18 protein-coding genes and 1 tRNA gene are annotated in these 18,415 nt (G+C 65.9%); 5 read left to right on the top strand and 14 right to left on the bottom strand.

The annotated features are described in order from the left end of the window. Nucleotides 1-22: 22 nt before the first annotated feature. From cydB to C0J29_RS34385, 5 genes are all read right to left on the bottom strand, one after another. The gene (gene cydB, locus C0J29_RS13735; RefSeq protein WP_120792655.1) at nucleotides 23-1,063 is read right to left on the bottom strand and encodes a cytochrome d ubiquinol oxidase subunit II; all 1,041 of its coding nucleotides are present in this window, start codon (nucleotides 1,061-1,063) and stop codon (nucleotides 23-25) included. Between the two features lie 23 nt (nucleotides 1,064-1,086). After that, entirely contained in the window at nucleotides 1,087-2,556 is a 1,470-nt protein-coding gene (locus C0J29_RS13740; RefSeq protein ID WP_120792656.1) for a cytochrome ubiquinol oxidase subunit I, read from the bottom strand. Nucleotides 2,557-2,640: 84 nt separating this feature from the next. Beyond that, on the bottom strand, nucleotides 2,641-3,222 hold the full coding sequence (locus C0J29_RS13745) for an HdeD family acid-resistance protein (RefSeq protein ID WP_120792657.1): 582 nt from the start codon (nucleotides 3,220-3,222) through the stop codon (nucleotides 2,641-2,643). 49 nt (nucleotides 3,223-3,271) lie between these two features. Beyond that, on the bottom strand, nucleotides 3,272-4,603 hold the full coding sequence (locus C0J29_RS13750) for an adenylate/guanylate cyclase domain-containing protein (RefSeq protein WP_065042772.1): 1,332 nt from the start codon (nucleotides 4,601-4,603) through the stop codon (nucleotides 3,272-3,274). A gap of 117 nt (nucleotides 4,604-4,720) precedes the next feature. Next, nucleotides 4,721-6,688, bottom strand: coding sequence for a PE family protein (locus C0J29_RS34385; RefSeq protein WP_120792658.1), 1,968 nt, complete (start codon nucleotides 6,686-6,688; stop codon nucleotides 4,721-4,723). Between the two features lie 478 nt (nucleotides 6,689-7,166). On the opposite strand from C0J29_RS34385, the gene C0J29_RS13760 reads away from it, so the two are divergent. Together C0J29_RS13760 and C0J29_RS13765 are read left to right on the top strand one after the other, a co-directional pair. Next, complete coding sequence (locus tag C0J29_RS13760; protein ID WP_120792659.1) at nucleotides 7,167-7,934, top strand: hypothetical protein; 768 nt, start codon at nucleotides 7,167-7,169, stop codon at nucleotides 7,932-7,934. A gap of 53 nt (nucleotides 7,935-7,987) precedes the next feature. Beyond that, nucleotides 7,988-8,584 carry a hypothetical protein gene (locus C0J29_RS13765; protein ID WP_120792660.1) on the top strand — a complete coding sequence of 199 codons (597 nt, stop codon included), beginning with the start codon at nucleotides 7,988-7,990 and terminating at the stop codon, nucleotides 8,582-8,584. 806 nt (nucleotides 8,585-9,390) lie between these two features. Here the strand turns inward: C0J29_RS13765 and C0J29_RS13770 are convergent. The 8 genes from C0J29_RS13770 to C0J29_RS13800 all read right to left on the bottom strand — a co-directional run bounded on the left by C0J29_RS13770 (nucleotide 9,391) and on the right by C0J29_RS13800 (nucleotide 15,391). After that, nucleotides 9,391-9,858, bottom strand: a complete 468-nt coding sequence (locus C0J29_RS13770; protein WP_162951460.1) for a hypothetical protein — start codon at nucleotides 9,856-9,858, stop codon at nucleotides 9,391-9,393. 82 nt (nucleotides 9,859-9,940) lie between these two features. Beyond that, nucleotides 9,941-10,786, bottom strand: a complete 846-nt coding sequence (locus C0J29_RS13775) for a phage major capsid protein (protein WP_120792662.1) — start codon at nucleotides 10,784-10,786, stop codon at nucleotides 9,941-9,943. Between the two features lie 130 nt (nucleotides 10,787-10,916). Continuing rightward, nucleotides 10,917-11,483 carry a hypothetical protein gene (locus C0J29_RS13780; RefSeq protein WP_120792663.1) on the bottom strand — a complete coding sequence of 189 codons (567 nt, stop codon included), beginning with the start codon at nucleotides 11,481-11,483 and terminating at the stop codon, nucleotides 10,917-10,919. Then, the gene (locus C0J29_RS13785) at nucleotides 11,480-11,788 is read right to left on the bottom strand and encodes a hypothetical protein (protein ID WP_120792664.1); all 309 of its coding nucleotides are present in this window, start codon (nucleotides 11,786-11,788) and stop codon (nucleotides 11,480-11,482) included. Before C0J29_RS13785 ends, C0J29_RS13780 begins: the two co-directional genes overlap by 4 nt. 2 nt (nucleotides 11,789-11,790) lie before the next feature. After that, on the bottom strand, nucleotides 11,791-12,378 hold the full coding sequence (locus C0J29_RS13790) for a hypothetical protein (protein WP_120792665.1): 588 nt from the start codon (nucleotides 12,376-12,378) through the stop codon (nucleotides 11,791-11,793). Continuing rightward, nucleotides 12,375-12,737, bottom strand: a complete 363-nt coding sequence (locus tag C0J29_RS32815; protein WP_162951461.1) for a hypothetical protein — start codon at nucleotides 12,735-12,737, stop codon at nucleotides 12,375-12,377. Before C0J29_RS32815 ends, C0J29_RS13790 begins: the two co-directional genes overlap by 4 nt. 588 nt (nucleotides 12,738-13,325) lie before the next feature. Next, nucleotides 13,326-14,945, bottom strand: coding sequence for an AAA family ATPase (locus C0J29_RS13795; protein ID WP_120792666.1), 1,620 nt, complete (start codon nucleotides 14,943-14,945; stop codon nucleotides 13,326-13,328). 110 nt (nucleotides 14,946-15,055) lie between these two features. After that, nucleotides 15,056-15,391 (bottom strand): helix-turn-helix transcriptional regulator, encoded by a 336-nt coding sequence (locus tag C0J29_RS13800; RefSeq protein ID WP_242460430.1) that lies wholly within the window; start codon nucleotides 15,389-15,391, stop codon nucleotides 15,056-15,058. Nucleotides 15,392-15,554: 163 nt separating this feature from the next. Here C0J29_RS13800 and C0J29_RS13805 point away from each other — a divergent pair, with 163 nt between their 5' ends. Beyond that, a complete protein-coding gene (locus C0J29_RS13805; RefSeq protein ID WP_120792667.1) occupies nucleotides 15,555-16,145 on the top strand; it encodes a hypothetical protein in 591 nt (196 codons plus the stop codon). Then, the gene (locus C0J29_RS13810) at nucleotides 16,132-17,247 is read left to right on the top strand and encodes a tyrosine-type recombinase/integrase (RefSeq protein ID WP_120792668.1); all 1,116 of its coding nucleotides are present in this window, start codon (nucleotides 16,132-16,134) and stop codon (nucleotides 17,245-17,247) included. Before C0J29_RS13805 ends, C0J29_RS13810 begins: the two co-directional genes overlap by 14 nt. 48 nt (nucleotides 17,248-17,295) lie before the next feature. Here C0J29_RS13810 and C0J29_RS13815 read toward each other — a convergent pair. Next, nucleotides 17,296-17,369, bottom strand: a tRNA-Leu gene (locus C0J29_RS13815). Between the two features lie 71 nt (nucleotides 17,370-17,440). Between C0J29_RS13815 and C0J29_RS13820 the strand changes: the two genes are divergently transcribed. Continuing rightward, the gene (locus C0J29_RS13820; RefSeq protein ID WP_065049129.1) at nucleotides 17,441-18,058 is read left to right on the top strand and encodes an ANTAR domain-containing response regulator; all 618 of its coding nucleotides are present in this window, start codon (nucleotides 17,441-17,443) and stop codon (nucleotides 18,056-18,058) included. Nucleotides 18,059-18,415 lie beyond the last annotated feature (357 nt).

Consider the following 18,415-nt stretch of genomic DNA (forward strand, 5'->3'; position numbering starts at 1 on the left):
GGCGCCCGAGAGCTCTTCTCGCTCAGGACGGGCGCCTGGTCAGGCCGATCGAGGGCGGTATGCCGTCAGCCGAGATGCGTTGCCGGAAAACCCAATACGTCCAACCCTGGTACACCACCGTCAACGGCGTCATGATCGCGGCAACCCAGGTCATGATCTTGAGCGTGTAGGGCGTCGACGAGGCGTTGTAAATCGTGACGTTCCACTGGCTGTCCAGAGTTGACGGCACCAGGTTGGGGAACAGGGCACCGAACAGCAGCACTACCACGCTCGCCACCACTACCAGGGCGCACAGGAAGGCCCACCCGTCGGAGGCCTGCCGCCAGGCCAGCAGCACCGCGACCAACTGGGCGACCACCGCCACGCCCAGCACCGCCCACGTCCAGTCCTTGCCATAGCTCAACTGAGTCCAAACCCCGAACCCCGCAACCAAAGCGGTCGCCGGCAGGGAGAACCAGCGGGCGAACCGGTGCGCGTCGTCACGGATGTCGCCGGCTGTCTTCAACGCCACGAACAACGCGCCGTAGAACAAGAACAACGAGGCGGTGGCCACGCCACCGAGCAGCGTGTAGGGGTTGAGCACATCGGTGATCGACAGGTTGACCTGACCGTCGGCGTCTACCGGCAGGCCGCGCACCAGAATCGCGAAGGCTGTGCCCCAAAGTATTGCGGGCAGCCATGATCCGATGGCTATACCGAAGTCGGCCCAGCCGCGCCACTTCGTGTCGTCGACTTTGCCGCGCCACTCGATCGACACGACACGCAGGATCATGCCGAACAGAATCGCCAGCAGCGGCAGGTACAGCGTCGAGAACACGGTGGCGTACCAACCCGGAAACGCCGCGAACATCGCTGCGCCGGCGGTGATCAGCCAGACCTCGTTGCCGTCCCACACCGGGCCGATGGTGTTCAGCGCCGCGCGCCGGTGTGCTTCCCGGTCACCCTTGCTTACCCGCGCGAAGGGCTCCATCAGCATGCCCACACCGAAGTCGAAGCCCTCGAGGACGAAAAAGCCGAGGAACAGCGCCGCGATGAGGCCGGACCACAACTGTTGCAGGTTCATGTGTCAGCTCCTTTCGGGCTAAGTCAGTAGGCGAAGGACAGGGTTTTCACTTGCTCTTGGTCGGAGTCCTGGTCCTCCGGCGGCGGCGCGGCCGGTTCGGCGTCGTGCTCCTGCGGTCCTTCGACGATGTAGCGCTTGAGCAGCCAGAACCAGATGACCGCCAGCACGGCGTAGACCAGCGTGAAGGTGGCCAGCGAGGTGACGACCATGGCGAAGGTGTTGTGTGAGACCCCGGCGGCGACGGTCAGGTGCACGTTCTGGTCTCCGGTGGGGTTCGGCGCCACAATCCATGGCTGCCGGCCCATTTCGGTGAACACCCAACCGGAGATGTTGGCCAGGAACGGCGTCGGGATGGTGAGCAGCGCGAACCAAGCGAACCAACGCTGGCTGGGGATCCGTCCACCCCGGGTGAGCCACAGCGCCATCAGGGCGAACAACACCGGGATGGCCAGGAACCCGATCATCGCGCGGAACGACCAGTAGGTGACAAAGAGGTTGGGCCGGTAGTCATTTGGCCCGAATCGCTGGACATAGTCCTGCTGGATGTCGCGCACGCCCCGGAGCGTGACGCCCTCGGTCTTGCCCTCGGCGAGGAAGGGCAGAACGTAAGGCACCTCGATGACCCGGGTCAGGGAGTCGCAGTTGTTCTGCCGGCCGACCGTCAGGATCGAGAAGTCCGGATCAGTTTGCTTGTCGCACAACGACTCTGCGGACGCCATCTTCATCGGCTGCTGTTGGAACATCAGCTTGCCCTGGTGGTCGCCGGTGAAGAACAGGCCGACGGTGGCCAAGAGGACGACCCAGCAGCCCAGTGCGGTGGCAGGCCGGTACATGGCCCGGGTCCCCGGGTCGACGGTGGTGGTCTGTGACCGGACCAGCCACCACGCGCTGACGGCGGCGACGAATGTACCGGCGGTCAGCAACGCGCCGGTGACGGTGTGGCTGAACGCCGTCAGACCGGTGTTGTTGGTGAGCAGCGCCACGATGCTGTTCAGCTCGGCCCGCCTGGTCTGCGGGTTGTAGTGCACGCCAACGGGATGCTGCATGAACGAGTTCGCGGAGATGATGAAGAATGCGGACACGTTCACCGAGATCGCGACGATCCAGATGCAGGCCAGGTGAACCAGGCGCGGCAACCGGCTCCAGCCGAAGATCCACAGCCCCAGGAAGGTCGACTCGAAGAAGAACGCGAGCAGGCCCTCCATGGCCAGCGGCGCGCCGAAGACGTCGCCGACGAACCGCGAATACTCGCTCCAGTTCATGCCGAACTGGAATTCCTGCACGATCCCGGTCGCCACCCCGATCGCGAAATTGATCAGGAACAACTTGCCGAAGAACTTCGTCAACCGGTACCAGGCGACGTTGCCGGTGGCCACCCACGCGGTCTGCATGATCGCCAGCAGCGGGGCCAGGCCGATGGTCAGCGGCACGAAAATGAAGTGGTAGACGGTCGTGATGCCGAACTGCCACCGCGATATGTCGACGACGTTCATCTGTTTACTCCCGAAGGTGCAGCTACGACAGAGTGTAGTAGTTGTGGTTGGCCATCGCCAGCGTCAGTGCCTTGGGCGCACTGGTCAGCTGAGGTTCTGGGACGCCTTGCGGATACCGAATGCGGACACGATCTCGAAAACGCCGATGACGATGCACCAGACGCCGACGACCAGAGCCAGCGTGATGATCGACTCGAACGGTGAAGCCATCACCACGATGCCGGCGAGCAGGCTGATCACGCCGATGAAAATCTGCCAGCCACGACCGGGCAGCGCCGGATCGCTGATGGCTGAGACCGTCGTCGCGACGCCGCGGAAAATGAAGCCGACTCCGATCCAAATGGCAAGCAGCAGTACGGCATTACCGAAATGCCGGAACGCCAGCACGGCCAGAATCAGGGATGCGGCACCGCTGATGAAAAGCAGGATGCGGCTGCCCGCAGATACATGCAGCGCGAACGCGAACGCCACCTGCGCGGCGCCGGTGATCAGCAGGTAGACGCCGAACGCAACGGCGGCGACCAGCACGGACATTCCGGGCCACGCCACGATCACGACACCGACGACCAGTGACAAAACGCCCGAAATCAGCGTGGTCTTCCAGAGATGTGGCAGCAAACTCGGCGGAGGCAACGTCGCGGCACTGTTTGCGGGGCTGGTTTCCATGAGCACCAGTGTGGCGCATGTGGTGGTTCTGGGATAGGGGCTTTTGACCTCAGACGCGCGCGGCTTCGGCGCCCTCGGTCCGCAGGTCCGCGGTCTCTTCGGGCGTCTTGCGGCCGACCAGGTACCAGGTGCGCATCACGCCCTTGCCCTTGACGTCGATGTGGCCGCGCTCGCGCAGCACGAAGTCGTGCTTGAGCCGCTCGTAGACCTCGTCGGGCACCTGAATCTGGCCGACGGAGTCGGTGGATTCCATCCGGGAGGCGACGTTGACCGCGTCGCCCCAGACGTCGTAGAAGAAGCGGCGCGATCCGACTACTCCGGCGACCACAGGGCCGGTCGCCAAACCCACCCGCAGCGGTACCGCGCGGCCGTGCGGGTCTTTCAGCGCGGCGGCGACGTCGGCCATGTCCAGCGCGAAGTCGGCGAGTGCGTGGACGTGGTCGGGCCGGGGCCGGGGGACGCCGCTGACCACCATGTAGGAGTCGCCGCTGACCTTGATCTTCTCCAGCCCGTGCTTGTCCACCAGTTCGTCGAAGGCGCTGTACAGGCGGTCCAGGAATCGGACCAGTTCGGCGGGCGGGGTGCTGCTGGCGCGCTCGGTGAAGCCGACGATGTCGGCGAACAGCACCGAGGCTTCGTCGTACTTGTCGGCGATGACGCGCCGCTCCGGCTCCTTGAGGCGTTCGGCGATGCTGGCGGGCAACATGTTGGCCAGCAGCGCTTCCGAGCGCTCGTACTGGTCCTCCATCGCCGCCTCGGCACGCGCGGTGTCACGCAGGGCGAACCACACCGTCACCACCACGACCACGCATGCGGACAGGGTGGTGATCACGAAGCCAGTCGTCTGTGCCCAGGGCGGCTGCAGGCCCGTGTCTCGCGGAATCACCAGTTCGGCGGTGATGACCAGGGCAGCGGAGAGCGCAGCCAAAAAGCCGGCGAGCACGATGTGCTCGATGCCCAACACCAGCACCACCAGACAGGCGCCGACCAGGAAAAACAGCTTGGCGCCCGACCCGGTGCCGACTTCCCAGCAACTGGCGAACACGGTGGTGTACGCCGTGAAGATAAAGGTCAGCGGCGCCACGAGTTCCCCGAAACGGTGCAGCATTGGAACGATCGCAAAGATCAGCATTGCGGCGATGTTGATCCAAAGGACTTCCCACAGCCACGAGCCCATGAAGAACTGCACGCCGACGAAGCTGGCGCTGACCACGACCGACATCCAGGCAGCGATATTGAGAATGCGAGCCCGCCGAGCCGCACTGGCGGCGTAGTGCTGCCGCAAGTCGCGGGTCGGCGACCGCACGGCGGCGACACAGTCCGGCCGGCGTTGTTCGCCGTCCGCGCCGGCCGATCGGTCTCCGCATTTCTTGGCGGCCACGGATAAAGCCTAACTGTTGACCTCGCAAAACGAGCGGACTTACCGCCCGTCTAAGGTCGCAACGATTGATGTGGGCGGTGGTATTCCGGATCGACGTCGAGTGATGCCCCGTCCGCGCTAGGGGCCGCCGCCCCCACCGCCGTCACCGCCCGTGGCAGTCGCGTTAACGTCGCTACTAGCGGCGCCGCCGCCACCACCGCCGCCGACGCTGGCTATGCCGCCGGTGCCGGCGGTGGAAGTACCGCCGGCGGAGGAGACCTGACCGGGTTTACCGTCGCCACCTGCGCCGCCGATTGTCTGGCCGGTGCCGCCGGGCCCGCCCAGACCCCCTGCCTCGGTGCCAGAGTTCACAAGGGCGCTTCCACCTTGGCCGCCGCCAGCGCCCGCTCCGCCAGGGAACGCCGCGCCGCCGCCGCCACCACCACCGGCGCTGGCGCCTGTTCTGTTGCCAACGGCGGTAACGGCGCCGGTGGCAGAACCGCCCTGCCCGCCGCTACCAGGGGCGGAGAAGCTGCCGGCGAAGGCGCCGTCTGAGCCGTCTGAGCCGACAATGCTGATGTTGCCGACGGCGGAGGCCGAACCACCACCGCCGCCACCCCCGGGGCCGCCGCCGACGGCTTGGGCGCCGCCGCCACCCGCACCGCCGCCGCCTATAGCGAGGTCACCGCCGACGACTTGGGCCTTGGAGGCGCCCCCGTTACCGCCGTCGCCGCCCCTGCCGGCGCTGCCGCCGCCAGTGCTGACGCCGCCCGCTCCACCACCACCGCCGCCACCGCCGGCGGCCCCAGCAGCGCCGCTGATGGGGTTGTTGTTACCAGCGGTGGCGTCGCCGCCGTTGCCGCCGGCGCCGCCGGCGCCGCCGGTGACGCCGGTGCCGCCGGTGCCGCCGTTGCCGCCGAGGCCGCCGTGAGCCTGAACGAACGCACCCGCGCCGGCGGTGGTGCTGTTGCCGCCGTTGCCGCCTAGTCCGCCTTGACCGCCTGCGCCACCGGCGCTGTTGCCGCCCTGGCCGCCATTGCCGCCGTCGCCGGCCGTGAAGTTGCTTGTGGTGCCCGTGCCGCCGCCATTGCCGCCGGTGCCGCCGGTGCCGCCGGTGCCCGCAGCACCGGCACTAGCGCCGGGGCCACCCGCGCTGCCGCCGAGGCCGGCGGCCCCGCCATTGCCGCCGTTGCCGCCGTGGCCGGCGCCGAGCGCGCCGGCGGCGGTCGCGCCCACGCCGCCCTGCCCGCCCTGCCCGCCCTGGCCGCCCGCGCCGCCATCAGCGCTGGCCCCGGCATGGCCGAAGAAGACCGAGCCCTGGCCCCCGGCCCCGCCAGTGCCGCCGGTACCCCCTTGGCCACCGTTGGTGCCGTTGCCGCCCCCGCCGCCGTTGGTGCCGGCGATACCGAGGCCACCGGTCCCGCCGAATCCGCCGGCACCGCCGATCCCGCCGGCACCGCCGTCGCCGTGCAGCAGCCCACCGGTGCCGCCCGCCCCACCGTTACCGCCGGCACCGCCGATGCCGCCGTTAGTGCCGCCGGGTCCCGCTACGCCCTGGCTTCCCGTCGTGCCGATTCCGCCGGCCCCGCCCATGCCGCCGTTGCCCCACAGTCCGGCGTCGCCGCCCCTACCGCCGGCCTGCCCGGCTCCTCCCGACCCGCCGTTGCCGCCGTTGCCCCACAGGATGCCGCCTGCCCCGCCGGGTTGCCCTGTTCCTGGCGCCCCATTGGTGCCGTCGCCGATCAGCGGCCGCCCCAACAGCAGATTGGTCGGGGCGTTGATTATCGCGAGGATGTCCTGCTCCACGATTTCCAACGGCGAGGCGCTGGCCGCATCGGCCACCGAATACGCGCTGCCCGCGCCGCCCAGGGCCAGCGCAAACTGGTTCTGAAAGGTCGCCGCCTGCGCACTCAACGCTTGATAGGCCCGGGCGTGGCTGGAAAACAGCGATGCGATCGCTTCCGACACCTCGTCACCAGCGGCGGCGAGCAGCTGGGTGGTTTGACCGGCGGCGGCCGCGTTGGCGGCGTCCAGCGATGATCTGATGCTCGCGACGTCTACCGCCGCGGCAGTCAGCAGGTCCGGTGTGGCGATCACATAAGGCATGGCTGCCCCCTCGATGCGACGGTGCCGAGTGCATATAGAACGCATAGCAAAGACTCGGCGAACGCAAATCATAGAACGGTGCGGCGATCACCGGAAGGCGTTGCGTGACTCGAGCGGAGATCTGACCGGCTGATGTCTTGACGCGGAATGCTGCGGATGCGCCGCGAATGTGGTGCCCTCGGTGAGATTCGAACTGTATTTCAGGCCCATTTCAAGGGGGCGGAAACCGCTCGACCTGCATATTCTCGTTAGTCAGGGTTAGCGAAAGTTACTGTAACTGTGGGCAAAATGTGGGCAGAAAGTGGGCACGGAGGACAGGACCGGTAGGAAGCGTCGTCACGCCGATGGTTACTACCGCCAGCTAACTGGGCTCCGCTTTGCGAAAGAGTTGCGGCAAACCGACACCGAGCCTCTCTGGATTGCGACGAAATGTGCTCATACGTGGTGGCTGGCCGAGCAACAAGTAGCGTTAGGAGACGTGATCGAACCGATCGAACCCGAACAGACTCAGCGGGGTAACGCGCACTCCGGAACCGCAATGCTCACCGTGGAGGCCAAGTTGAGCGCGTCAGTGTCAATCCGGAATTACCTGTCCGGCCAACATCTATGGAACGCGCGGCGTGAAGCGTGGTTGTGCCGGAAGCGCGAAGATCTATTACTGGCGGAGCCTAACGCCGACTTGAGGCTCCGATCGCACGCGATGGCCAGCGTGTTATCGGCGGTCGCGTTCTTAGAGGCGGTCGCAAACGAGGTCTGGCAGGACGCAGCGGACCGCCAGCCAGGGCACATCGAGGGCATTCCGGACACAGCCGTCTCGACGATGCGCGAATTGTGGAACGGCAAGGACAGGGCCGAGCGGATGCTGTCTGTTCTGAGCAAGTTTCAGGTCGCACTTGTGTGTGCCGGACAAGCTCCGATGGACAGAGGCTCCGAGCCCTACCAGAGCGCTAATGTGCTGATTGGATTGCGAAATGCATTGGTGCACTTCACGCCTCGATGGTGGCATGACGACGGGCGGGATGAGGCAGCGTTCGTAGCAAAGCTGCGCGACAAGCTTGTCGGACGCGAGAACCGGCAACCGATCGCCGAACCCTGGTATCCAAATAAGGTCCTGGCAGCTGGCTGCGCTGATTGGGCGTGTGACTCGGTCATCGCATTCGCGCGTGAGTGGCATGCGCGTATCGGCCTGACGTCCGATTTCGATCAGCGCTACTTGATGCCGTCAGAGCCCTTCGAGGTCGCTTAACAACGGCCGCGCGCCTCCCTGAAGCGGGACCGCGCCGCCGTTATCGTGCCGGTGTGGTCGATTGGTCGGCGGTGGTCACGGGCGGCAGCGTCGCGGCGCTGGTGACGTTCGGGCTCAACATGTGGCTGACGCGGCCACGGGCCGATTTGCGGATGGCGTCGATTGGTCACACGATCGACCTCGCCGAGCGGATGTACCGCGCTCAGACGGACGGCGACACCGCGAGATTCAGACCGCATTGGGATCAGCGCGGCGTCGTGCGCCTGACGAACTACGGCGACGGCACCGCATTCGACATCCGATTGTCGGGCAGCGATTGCCGACCGCGAGTGTGGTTGGCGGATATGGGCAACCAACAGATGCACACGCCGATCGACGACGACGGCACGATGCGTCCGCCCGAAGCCATTCCGCCAGCGCTCGGGTGGCCGATGTGGAGCGACAAGCTGAGCGCGTTGGGGCCGGGAGAATCGGTCGACGTGATTGTGATGAGCAGTCCTGACACGTCGCGGCCGAAGCCGGTGCTCGAAGTGTCGTGGTCGTGGCTACCCCGCAGGGGCCTCGGTCGCCGCAAGTTCCGATACGACCTCGCGACAGCGCGTTCGGTTGAGTGCGGCTGGCCGGGCAAGACGGACACCGCTGGTGACTGAATACGGCCCGGCCGCCAGCGTGAAAGGTTCTGCCAAGAAACCCGCCAGCGGGACCGGGCCGCGTCCGGCGGTTCCGAGCTGCGGCGAAGCCCGGCCGCCGTTCCGAGCGTGTTTGCCCGTCAGCAACAACGCGCCGCTACCCGGTGGCACCGATTCGGCCGCCTCGGTGCGCGCGGCAGGAGTCAGCATAGCTGATCGGGGAGTTTGCTGGCGCGACCCCGCCAACTACAGCTACCAGCGGCGACCGGCTATCGTTGAGCGTTGCCGGTGCGGATCGGCGCTGGTCACAAGGTTGGCGCGGGCGAAAGTCACTCTGTTGCAAGCGGATTCGCAGACGTGAAAGTCGTTGGTGCATAATGAGTTTGGCGATAAGCGTGAGCGCGAAAGATGCTGCGCGACAACTGGTTTCGGTCTTTGGCGATGTTGGGAATCGAGCCTACCGGCAGCGCGGCGCAAGCGCCGGAGTTGCCAGCAAACGTCAGGGGTGACCACCCGGGGGTAATGGCAAGTTTGCTGGCGTTCCGATAAGCCGTTGACCAGCGACAATGCTGATTTCAGCTAACTTCAAGCAGGGTAACTGCGGCCAGATAGCAAACTATGTCGAGTACGGCTAACGACCGCGTAATGTGCTGTGCTGCAACGGCATTCGCGGTGCTGTGCTGTCCGTAATTCCCTGCCCGGCAACGTGATTCGGCATTGGGTCGGCGACCACGGCTGTGTGGCATTGTCGGTGTTGCACAACGTGTTTCGTGTGACCGGTGTCCGGCGGGCGATCTATGACGCCCAGCTCTCGTAAGCCGGTAGGGTTACCCGCCGGACGCCGGGGTCAATTTCCACCAGTTCGGCGGTGCTGGTGGGCATGAGCTGGTGGCGTACATCGGAATGTGGACCACGCCGAGCGCCGTAGTGGTGATGCTGTTCAGGATCAGTTTGTCCTGGTTGGTCAGCCACACACCACCACCGAGGGCGTCAGCGGCCACGTGCTTGGTGTGACTCATCGGCCCCATCGTCGCGGCGTAGCTGTCGAAGCTCGCATCGACCGGTGTCGACGTCAGCACGCGGGCCACCATCCGGCGGCATACGGTGCGGGCGGCCTCGGGTACTGGGTTGACCGCCTGCGGGTTATTCGGTGGGTCGGGGTAGGCGCGCTGAAGGTATCCCTCGATCAGCGCCGAAGCGTCCGCGATATAGCCGGGAATCTTGGCCAGCTCGGACGATGGCAGCGTCACGCCCTGCAGCGTCGGGTGTTGCAGCACGAAGGCCGCGTCAACCATGCGCAGTGTCATAGCTGCCTTTCAGGCCGTGCCGTGGCGGCCCGCTGACCCTCGATACCGGTCAGCGGGCCGACCGGCGTGGTTAGGACGGGTCGTCCAGGGCGATGCGCACGATGCTGGCCGGATGCGGGAAGCCCCACGACACGCGAAGGGTGCTACGCACGCCGATGCGGTCGGAGGTGAAGAACGCAGACCGGTCAATGTCGAGCGTCACGTCATCGCTGCGCAGCACGCAGAAGGCGAAAGCCTTCGGGATCGCCCACATCACGTCATCACCGACAGCAGGGCTGACGACCAGCGGGACGCCTTGAATCAGGCGGCGCGTCGGTTGAGTCGGGTCGGGCTGAAGCAACGGCGTGTTGAGCTGTGTGCCCGTCTTGAGCTGCGAGAGCGCCAGGGCGACCGTGGGCGAGGCGACGAACGACGTCGTCTGTGCGCCAACATTTTCTGCCTCCGCTATGGCTTCGGCGAACACGTCCAGATCAACCACCGGGCCGGTCGCGTCCACCATCGTCACGCCAGCCAGCGCGCGCAGTCCGCTCGGTCCGTTTGTCGTGGTGTCGCCGAAGAATGCGGCGTCGATCTTCTTGGCGATGTCGCGGGCCAGGCCGTCGCCGACTGTCTGGGTTGCTTCCGGTGAGCTGTCCTCGGCCAGCTCGCGACTGACCACGGTCAGACCGGCCACCTTCTTGGGCGTGACGATCAGCTCGTCAACGTCGGCGTCGGTGATCGGGATTTCGCCACCTTCGGGCACCCAGGCCGCAGACGGGTCAGCGGCCACTATCGGCAGGCGATAGTCCTTCGATTCGGTGTGGACAACGGTGCTAACCAGGAACGCACGCGATGCCTGCGAGACCGGCCGGACGATCAGGTCTCCGACATCTTCGGGCCGGAGGATTCCACCGCTATTGCTTGTAAGCAGAGTCATAATCAATGCCTTTCAGGCAGAACAGGATTCGGTGAATGAGCGAATCTGCTCCGGTGACCGCAGGCCTAACCCGGTGTGCCCTCTGGGCTGAATCTGCCGTGGCGTCCAGACGTTCGGCAGGAACTTCAGCTTACAGGCGGCCGCGTGCGGCGTCGCCGAGCAAGCTCGACCAACCCGCACTGGCCGTACCGTTCGGCCTACCCTGGCCGGGCGTGGGGGCTGGCGGCCGTTGTTTCGGTGCGACCCCGAACGTCTGCGCGGTCGTGCGAATGGCGTCGCGCACCTTCGCGGCGTCAATCAGACCGTGGTCGTCGGTTAGGTCAGCCAGTCCGGCCGTCGTTTCCAGCAGCTTCGCGAATTGCGGATCAAACCCGGCCGCGACGATGGCGGCGTCGACGATGGCCTGTTGCTGCAATCCCAGCGCTGCGTTGGCGGCCACCAGAGAATCTTCGGCGGCCCGCAGCTGGCGGCGATACGAGGCAGCTTGGCGCGCCGCTCTGCCGTTGTCTGGCCCGTCGTCGTGCTCGGTGTTGTCGTGCTGGTCATCCTGGGCGTCGTCGTCGCCTGTGTTGTCCTGCTCGTCGCTGTCGTCGGCGGCCAGCGGTTCGGTGGCCGGCGGTTGGGCTTCGGGTGAAGCGCTGGCGTCAGGCATCGCCGCGATGTCGGCGGGCGCTGCGGTGTCAGCGGGTGCGGTCATGGTGTTGATTCCTCTGCGGCTAGTTGGGTTTCGAGCTGCGGCCAGCGACGGCGGCGCACCGATGGCGTGATGCGGTCAACGTGGGTAGTCAGGTCGTCGGGAAGGTTCCAGCCCAGGTGGGCGAGCAACGTGCGCTCTGTCTCGGTCGCGGGCCGTGAGTAGCAGCGCGCGGCGTTGCGTTCGTCTTGGTTATCGTGCGCGAGCGTGGCGTCCTCGGCGCGTTGCAGTTCGTCGGGCAGGTGATCGAAGACGAGCCAGCCTCGATACGGGTCGGGTATCTGCACGCCAATTCCATTGTCGCTCATGGCTAGGCCACGTCTCTGAAGTTGTGGCGCATGGCGTCGAATGATCCTGGCTGCTCGTCCCAGATCGCGCCAACGATGCGGCAGGCCGCCACGGCTGTCTTGGCCAGCGGCGTCGGGCACTCCCGCAACAGTCGGTGCATACGGGACAGATCGTCGGTGTAGGCGCTCTCAAACACCGGCTCGGCGTCGACCTCTTCCATCAGGAATCCGGCAGTGGCTTCAGCTATCGCGATCAACGTCATAGCGTCGGCTGCGAATGTGCTGCCCGAGCGCATCTTCACCCGCGCCGACATGTCCTCGGCCATCCCGCGCCGATCTTCGGCGAACGCGATCAGCGCCGTCACGAAGAACACCGCGACCTGTGCAAGCAGAGGTGTCGGCGCGGTCGACGCCACCAGCGCGGCGACAGCGCCGTCAGGGTCTCCGTATGCGAACTTCTCGGCGGCGTCGATCACATCTCTTGCGGCGCGCCGTTCGTCCGCTTCCCAACAGTCGAGCCCGCGAATGCTTGAGCCCCACCTGATCCAATTCACTGGCGCGCTGGCGTCGGGAAAGTCGCGCCAGTAGTTGATTCCAGGCGTGTCGATCATCGGACGATCTCCCTTCGATATTGGTGCAAGACGGTCTTTGCGCGTTCGCCGAGGGTGCCGCGACGCACAGCGGGTCTGGCTGGATCGGTTGACGCAACCTCGGGCGGCCGTCGTGCCGGTACCGGTTCGGGAAGTGCCCACAGGGTGATCCGGCCGTCTGGTGTCGATTCCTGAGTGACGATCACGCCGACGACCTTCGCGGCGCGCTGCACGGTGCGTGCGGGGATCGGCGGTGTCAGTGCCGCTGCGGCGTCCTGAACGCGCCGCGACGGCCACGGACTGCCGTCAGGGGGTAGTGCGCGGCGCACGTGCTCTGCGGCTCGCTTAAGTGCGCTCTGAGGCGGTTGGGCAGCGATCACGGTTGTTCCTCTCGGTTAGGCGGTTGGGCGGGCCAGGTTCGGCGTGGGTCCGAGTGCGTTGACGCACTCGCAACGCACTGACGCACTCGCGCTCGGCCAGCTCGTTGACGAGCTGCCAACGAGCTGCAACGCGCCGGGCGAGCTGGCGAAGTCGCCGGTCGCCGTGCGCGAGTCCGCAGACCGACACCACAGAGCGGGCCAGGTTCGGCGGCGTCACTGTCGAACGGCCGGTAATTGCGACTGCTGCGGGACTGCTGCGGACTGCCGCGCGCATCGGTGATCCGAGTTTGCTATTCGGCCTTGCCTTCACCGACGTAACCGTGACGATTGTCGAGTGTGCTGGCCGCCGTGTCCGCAGTCGTGCCCACCGGCCCCTATATCTCTGATCGCAGGGCACAACAGGAGGATTTGAGCCTATTTCCGCAGATCGCGACTGTTGTGCCCAGTTATGCCCTGCTATGCCTTCGGGGCACGACTGGGCATAGCTGATCTGAGCTGCGGCTATTGCCCGGTTTGGGCCTGTTGTGCCCTTCGGACGAGATATATGGCGGCCGGGGCACAACTGCGGGCACGACTGCTTGAAATTGGTCATATTGCACCGGCCTCGGTGGCAAGGTCGGAAATTTGCTCAGGGAGCGACCAAACACTGTCGGCCGGGAAGCCTTCATACCCGTAGACGACGCGCAGTTTCTCCCGCGCCCGGCGAAGCATTTTGTCCGAGATGCCTGCCTTGATCGCATCACGCTTCGCTTCGGCCGACTTGGCTCGCGGACCTTCCTTGGTCAGGTACTCCCGAAGCCAAACCTCGGCGTTGACACGTTCCTGTGGGTCGTCTCCACGCTCGGCCTCGAACGCACCAAGCACGTGCGCCTTGATTGGGCGGTCAGAGTCCCGGACGTACCCGAGCTGGCCAACGGTGCCGTCGTGGTCCTCGGCGGGCGGGAAGAACGGCGTGCTGCTGATCGCAAACACGCTGGCGTTCACCGTCGCTACACCGTTGGCCTTATCGGGACCGATCACCAGATTGCCGTCGTCGTCCTGCGTTCCGTAGAGCGCCATGCGGGCTTTCTGCCGAAGCCCCACGGTTGCCCCGTATGTGTCTCTGGTGTTGCCGGATGAAATGCGATTCGTGTGGGTGACTAACAACACGGCTGCACCGGTCGAAGTCGCGGCTTCTTTCCACGGGTGCAACGCTTCTCGCGCCTGTTGAGTATCCCGAACATGAATCTGTGCCGGAACGGTGTCCAGCCAGGCGTCTATGACGATCAGAGCGGCGTCGTGGCCCGTTTCATAGACGAGCTGCATATCGCGCGGGAACAGCGGCGAACCGCTCCCGTCGACCTCGGTGCAGATCACGTCAACCATGTCGATATCTGCACCCGCAACCAACAGGCGCGGCAGTACCTCGGTCGACCAGTCGTCCTCGGTCACCACCAACAGCACCCGCGCCGGATCACGGGCGGGGATGCCGAACTCAGGCGACGGCTTGCCGGTCGTGATGAACGCGACCAACCAGACCCACAGCAGTGACTTGCCGATGCCCTCGGGACCGATAAGCAGACTCACGGCGGCGCGCGGTAGCCGCTGACGGGCCAGCCATCGCGGCTGTCGGGCAGGTTGCAGCTCAGTCGCCCGAAACACGCGCGGCCGGTCCAGCGACTTCGTCGTGTTCACCTCGTCCGCGGGTGGCGTCCAGCTGCCGCTCTGTGGCAGTGCGGCAACGATTTCCACCTTGGGCTCTGGAACCGTGGGCTTCGGAACGACGGCCGGGCCGTCACTGTCCGCCTTGAGAAACGCTGAATCAATGGTGTCTTCAACACTTTTCAGGCCATCATCCCGAATTAACCCGTTAGCGTGGCAAGCGTCGACGAGATTCGAGCGAAAATCTTCGCGAGCCGCCGGACCAAAGGGCAGTAGTAACCTGCCACCGCGCAATGTCGTGTCGTTCAAGGTGGCGTTACGGGTGCCCGGTGGTGCGGACTCCAAGTCGGCCAGCTCGCCGTCGACAGCGGCCTTCACGTAGGCCGGATTGCTGCCTGGCGGCGCGCTGGGCGGCACGGCGTGACCGTTGTGACCGTTTCGACGGCGGCGCGGGTTCCAATTGGGATTGATCTGCTTGAGGTGCTCGATTTCCTCATCGGCAACCTTCATCCATTCGGGCTCGGGTGGGCGTTGGTCGCGCCCCGCGTCGGCCGGTTGGGCGGTCACCGTTGTACCCGGTCGAGAGTGGCGGTGGTGCTCGATAGCATTGGGTGGTTCCTGTCCGTGGGATATTGCGACCCGCTCACTCGCCCTGTGAGCGGGTCGCGTCCGTTTGGTTAGCCGGTCTGCTGGCGGGTGTTCGCCTCAAGCCACGCCTGCACGTCCGACCGGGAGTAGCGCACCGCGCGGCCGAGCTTGATAAACGGCGGCCCTTCACCGTGGAATCGCCATTGCGAAAGCTGGCCGGGTGTCGTGTTCAGCCAATGCGCGACCTCGGCGCAACTGAGCAGCGGGTCAAGCACTGCCAGGGCTGATTTCTCATCTGGCGACCGGCGATCACGCCGGGCGGCGGCGCGATTCTGCGGGCTGGGCCTAGGGCGGCCAGCTCGCACGGCCCGCGCGTCGGCTTCGGGGTCTCGGGGAGACAGCAGGTCAGCGGCGGTTTTGTTCACGGCCCAACTCCTAATGTTTGCTGAATAGCAAACACCGAATAGCAAACACTGTGTTGGAAGCGTATTTGCTCTGATATACGGCGCTGCATTGGCATTAGCTAGGTCTACAGCTATATTCGGAAACACGCAACTCCACTCGTTATTACGTCTATAGTCAGGACTCATGACCCGCACCGACGAACCACCAACAATCGCGGCCGTGGTCGGTGCCGCGTGCCGGTCGCTGCGCGGTGAGCGCCGCACTGCGGAAGTAGCACGCGCAGCCCAGCTCGCCGGGCTGACGCGCTGGACAACCGGCCGCGTCGCCGAGCTAGAACGCGGAGCCGTAACCCCAACGCTAGCAACGCTTTACGGTCTCACTCAGGCATTCTCCGACCTGCTTGAGCGGCCAGTGACGCTGACCGAGCTGCTACCCGGCGACGGGCCGGTCAGCCTCGGGCATGAGCACGTCGCCGAGCTGGCCAGCATTCGTGCCGCGCTCTCGGGCGAACCGATCCAGCCGCGTCAGCCCGAAGCGCTCAGCGCCAGCGAGGCGGTGCGCCGCAGTTTTCTCGACGTCGATTACCGGGTGGCGGCCGAGCTGGAATTAGACCCCGATCAGGCCGCCGAAGTCATGGCCGGACTGTGGGGCCGGTCGTTCACCGACGAACGCGACCGCCGAGCCGGGCCGGGTGTCACCAAGCAGAAACGAGCCCGCGTGGGGATGCAGGCTAAGGCGGAACTCAGAGAGGCGGTCAGCGATGGCGAAAATTGAGGCTTATCAAACGAAGTCAGGCAAACGCTGGCGGGTGCGCTACCGCACGCCGGACCGCCGTCAGACCGATAAGCGCGGCTTCACCACCAAGCGCGACGCCGAGCGGTTCGCGAGCACTGTCGAAGTGACCAAGCTGCGCGGCGAGTACGTCGCGCCATCGCTGGGCCGCGTCACGGTGGGGGAGTTGGGACCGGGCTGGCTGGCCCGCCAGAAAGGGCACATGAAGCCCAGCGGGTACCGGTCGTATGAATCGGCCTGGCGCGTGCACGTCAAGCCGCAGTGGGCTCACGTGCGAGTCTGCGACGTCGTGCACACCGAGGTCCAAGCTTGGGTGGCCGAGCTGTCCGATCAGCTCTCGGCGTCGATGGTCGTCGCGATCTACTCGGTGCTGGCCCGCATCCTTGACGACGCGGTGCGCGATCGTTTGATCGTCGCCAACGCGGCGCGTGGCGTGAAGCTCCCGGCCCGTACCCGCCGTCAGAACATCTACCTCAGCGCCGCCCAGCTGCGCGCTCTGGCAATGGAAGCGGGGCGTTACGGATCGTTGGTGCTGCTGCTCGGCACGGCCGGTCTGCGTTGGGGTGAGGCTGCCGCACTGCGGCCTGCCGATATCGACTTTCTGCGGCGGCGCGTCGTGCTGCACCGCAACGCGGTCACGGTCGGCCGCCGCACGCATGTGGGCACGCTCAAGTCGGGCCACAGCCGCACGGTGGCGCTCGCGCCGTTCGTGGTCGACGAGCTGGCCGTGACGTGCGAAGGCAAGGGGCGTGATGACTTGATCTGGCCAGCCCGTGACGGTGGATACCTCGGGCCGCCCGCGTCGAACAAGTCGTGGCTGTCCGGTGCCGTCGATCGCTGCCGGGTCGCTGACGAGACGTTCCCGCAGATCACCGCGCACGCTCTGAGGCATACAGCCGCGTCCCTAGCAATCTCTTCCGGTGCGAACGCCAAGGTAGTCCAGCGAATGCTTGGGCACGCCTCGGCGGCTATGACGCTGGACGTGTACGCCGATCTTTTCGACGACGACTTGAGTGGAGTTGCGCAGAAGTTAGATGAAAATGTGGGCAAAATGTGGGCACGGCGGCCAAATACCAGCGTCTGAGTGCCTCGGAAATCGCCTCTACCAGCACGAATGCGCGCACAGTGGTTGTGCCCTCGGTGAGATTCGAACTCACACTGGACGGGTTTTGAATCCGTTTCCTCTGCCAGTTGGGATACGAGGGCTGATGCCGGTCTCCCACCTTAGAGCAACCCCCCGAGTGACCGCGCACAGCCGTCGCGTCACAATGTCCGTCATGACCGGCCCCACCCCCGACGCCGACGCCACTCCGCCGCCCCGCCGGGTCCTCATCGCGGAAGACGAAGCGCTCATCCGCATGGACCTGGCTGAGATGCTGCGAGAGGAGGGGTACGACATCGTCGGCGAGGCCGGCGATGGCCAGGAAGCTGTCGAACTGGCCGAGCGGCACAAGCCCGATCTGGTGATCATGGACGTGAAGATGCCCCGGCGTGATGGCATCGACGCGGCGGCTGAAATTGCCAGTAAGCGCATCGCGCCGATCGTGGTGCTGACCGCGTTCAGCCAGCGCGATCTCGTCGAGCGGGCCCGCGACGCGGGCGCGATGGCCTATCTGGTCAAGCCGTTCACGGCAAGCGACCTCGTTCCGGCGATCGAATTGGCGGTCAGCCGGTTCAGTGAGCTGAGTGCGCTGGAACGGGAAGTGGAGACGCTTTCGGACCGGCTGGAGACACGCAAGCTCGTCGAGCGGGCCAAGGGCCTGCTGCAGGTCAAGCAGGGCATGACCGAGCCGGAAGCCTTCAAGTGGATACAGCGGGCTGCGATGGATCGGCGAACGTCGATGAAGCGCGTCGCCGAGGTCGTGCTGGAAACCCTCGACACTCCGAAGGAGTAGGCGCCGGCGCTTGTCCTGACCTCACCGATGGGGGCCGCGAGCGCCCGCGTGTTGCCGCGGACACGCCGCGGTGGGCGGCATTTTGGGGACCCTCGCCGCGCTGGCCTCACCGATGGGGTAGCGAGCGCCCGCGTGTTGCCGCGGACACGCCGCGGTGGGCGGCATTTAGGGGACCCTCGCGGCGCTGGCCTCACCGATGGGGTAGCGAGCGCCCGCGTGTTGCCGCGGACACGCCGCGCTGGGCGGCATTTTGGGGACGCTCGCGCCCAACGAAGCCCCCGCAGAGGGTTCGGCTGCCGCGAGCGTGCGCAGATGTACAGCGACACGCCGTTGGCGGCGGCATTCTGCGCACGCTCA

Origin of the sequence: Mycobacterium paragordonae (genome assembly GCF_003614435.1) — a bacterium.
Classification (GTDB): domain Bacteria; phylum Actinomycetota; class Actinomycetes; order Mycobacteriales; family Mycobacteriaceae; genus Mycobacterium; species Mycobacterium paragordonae.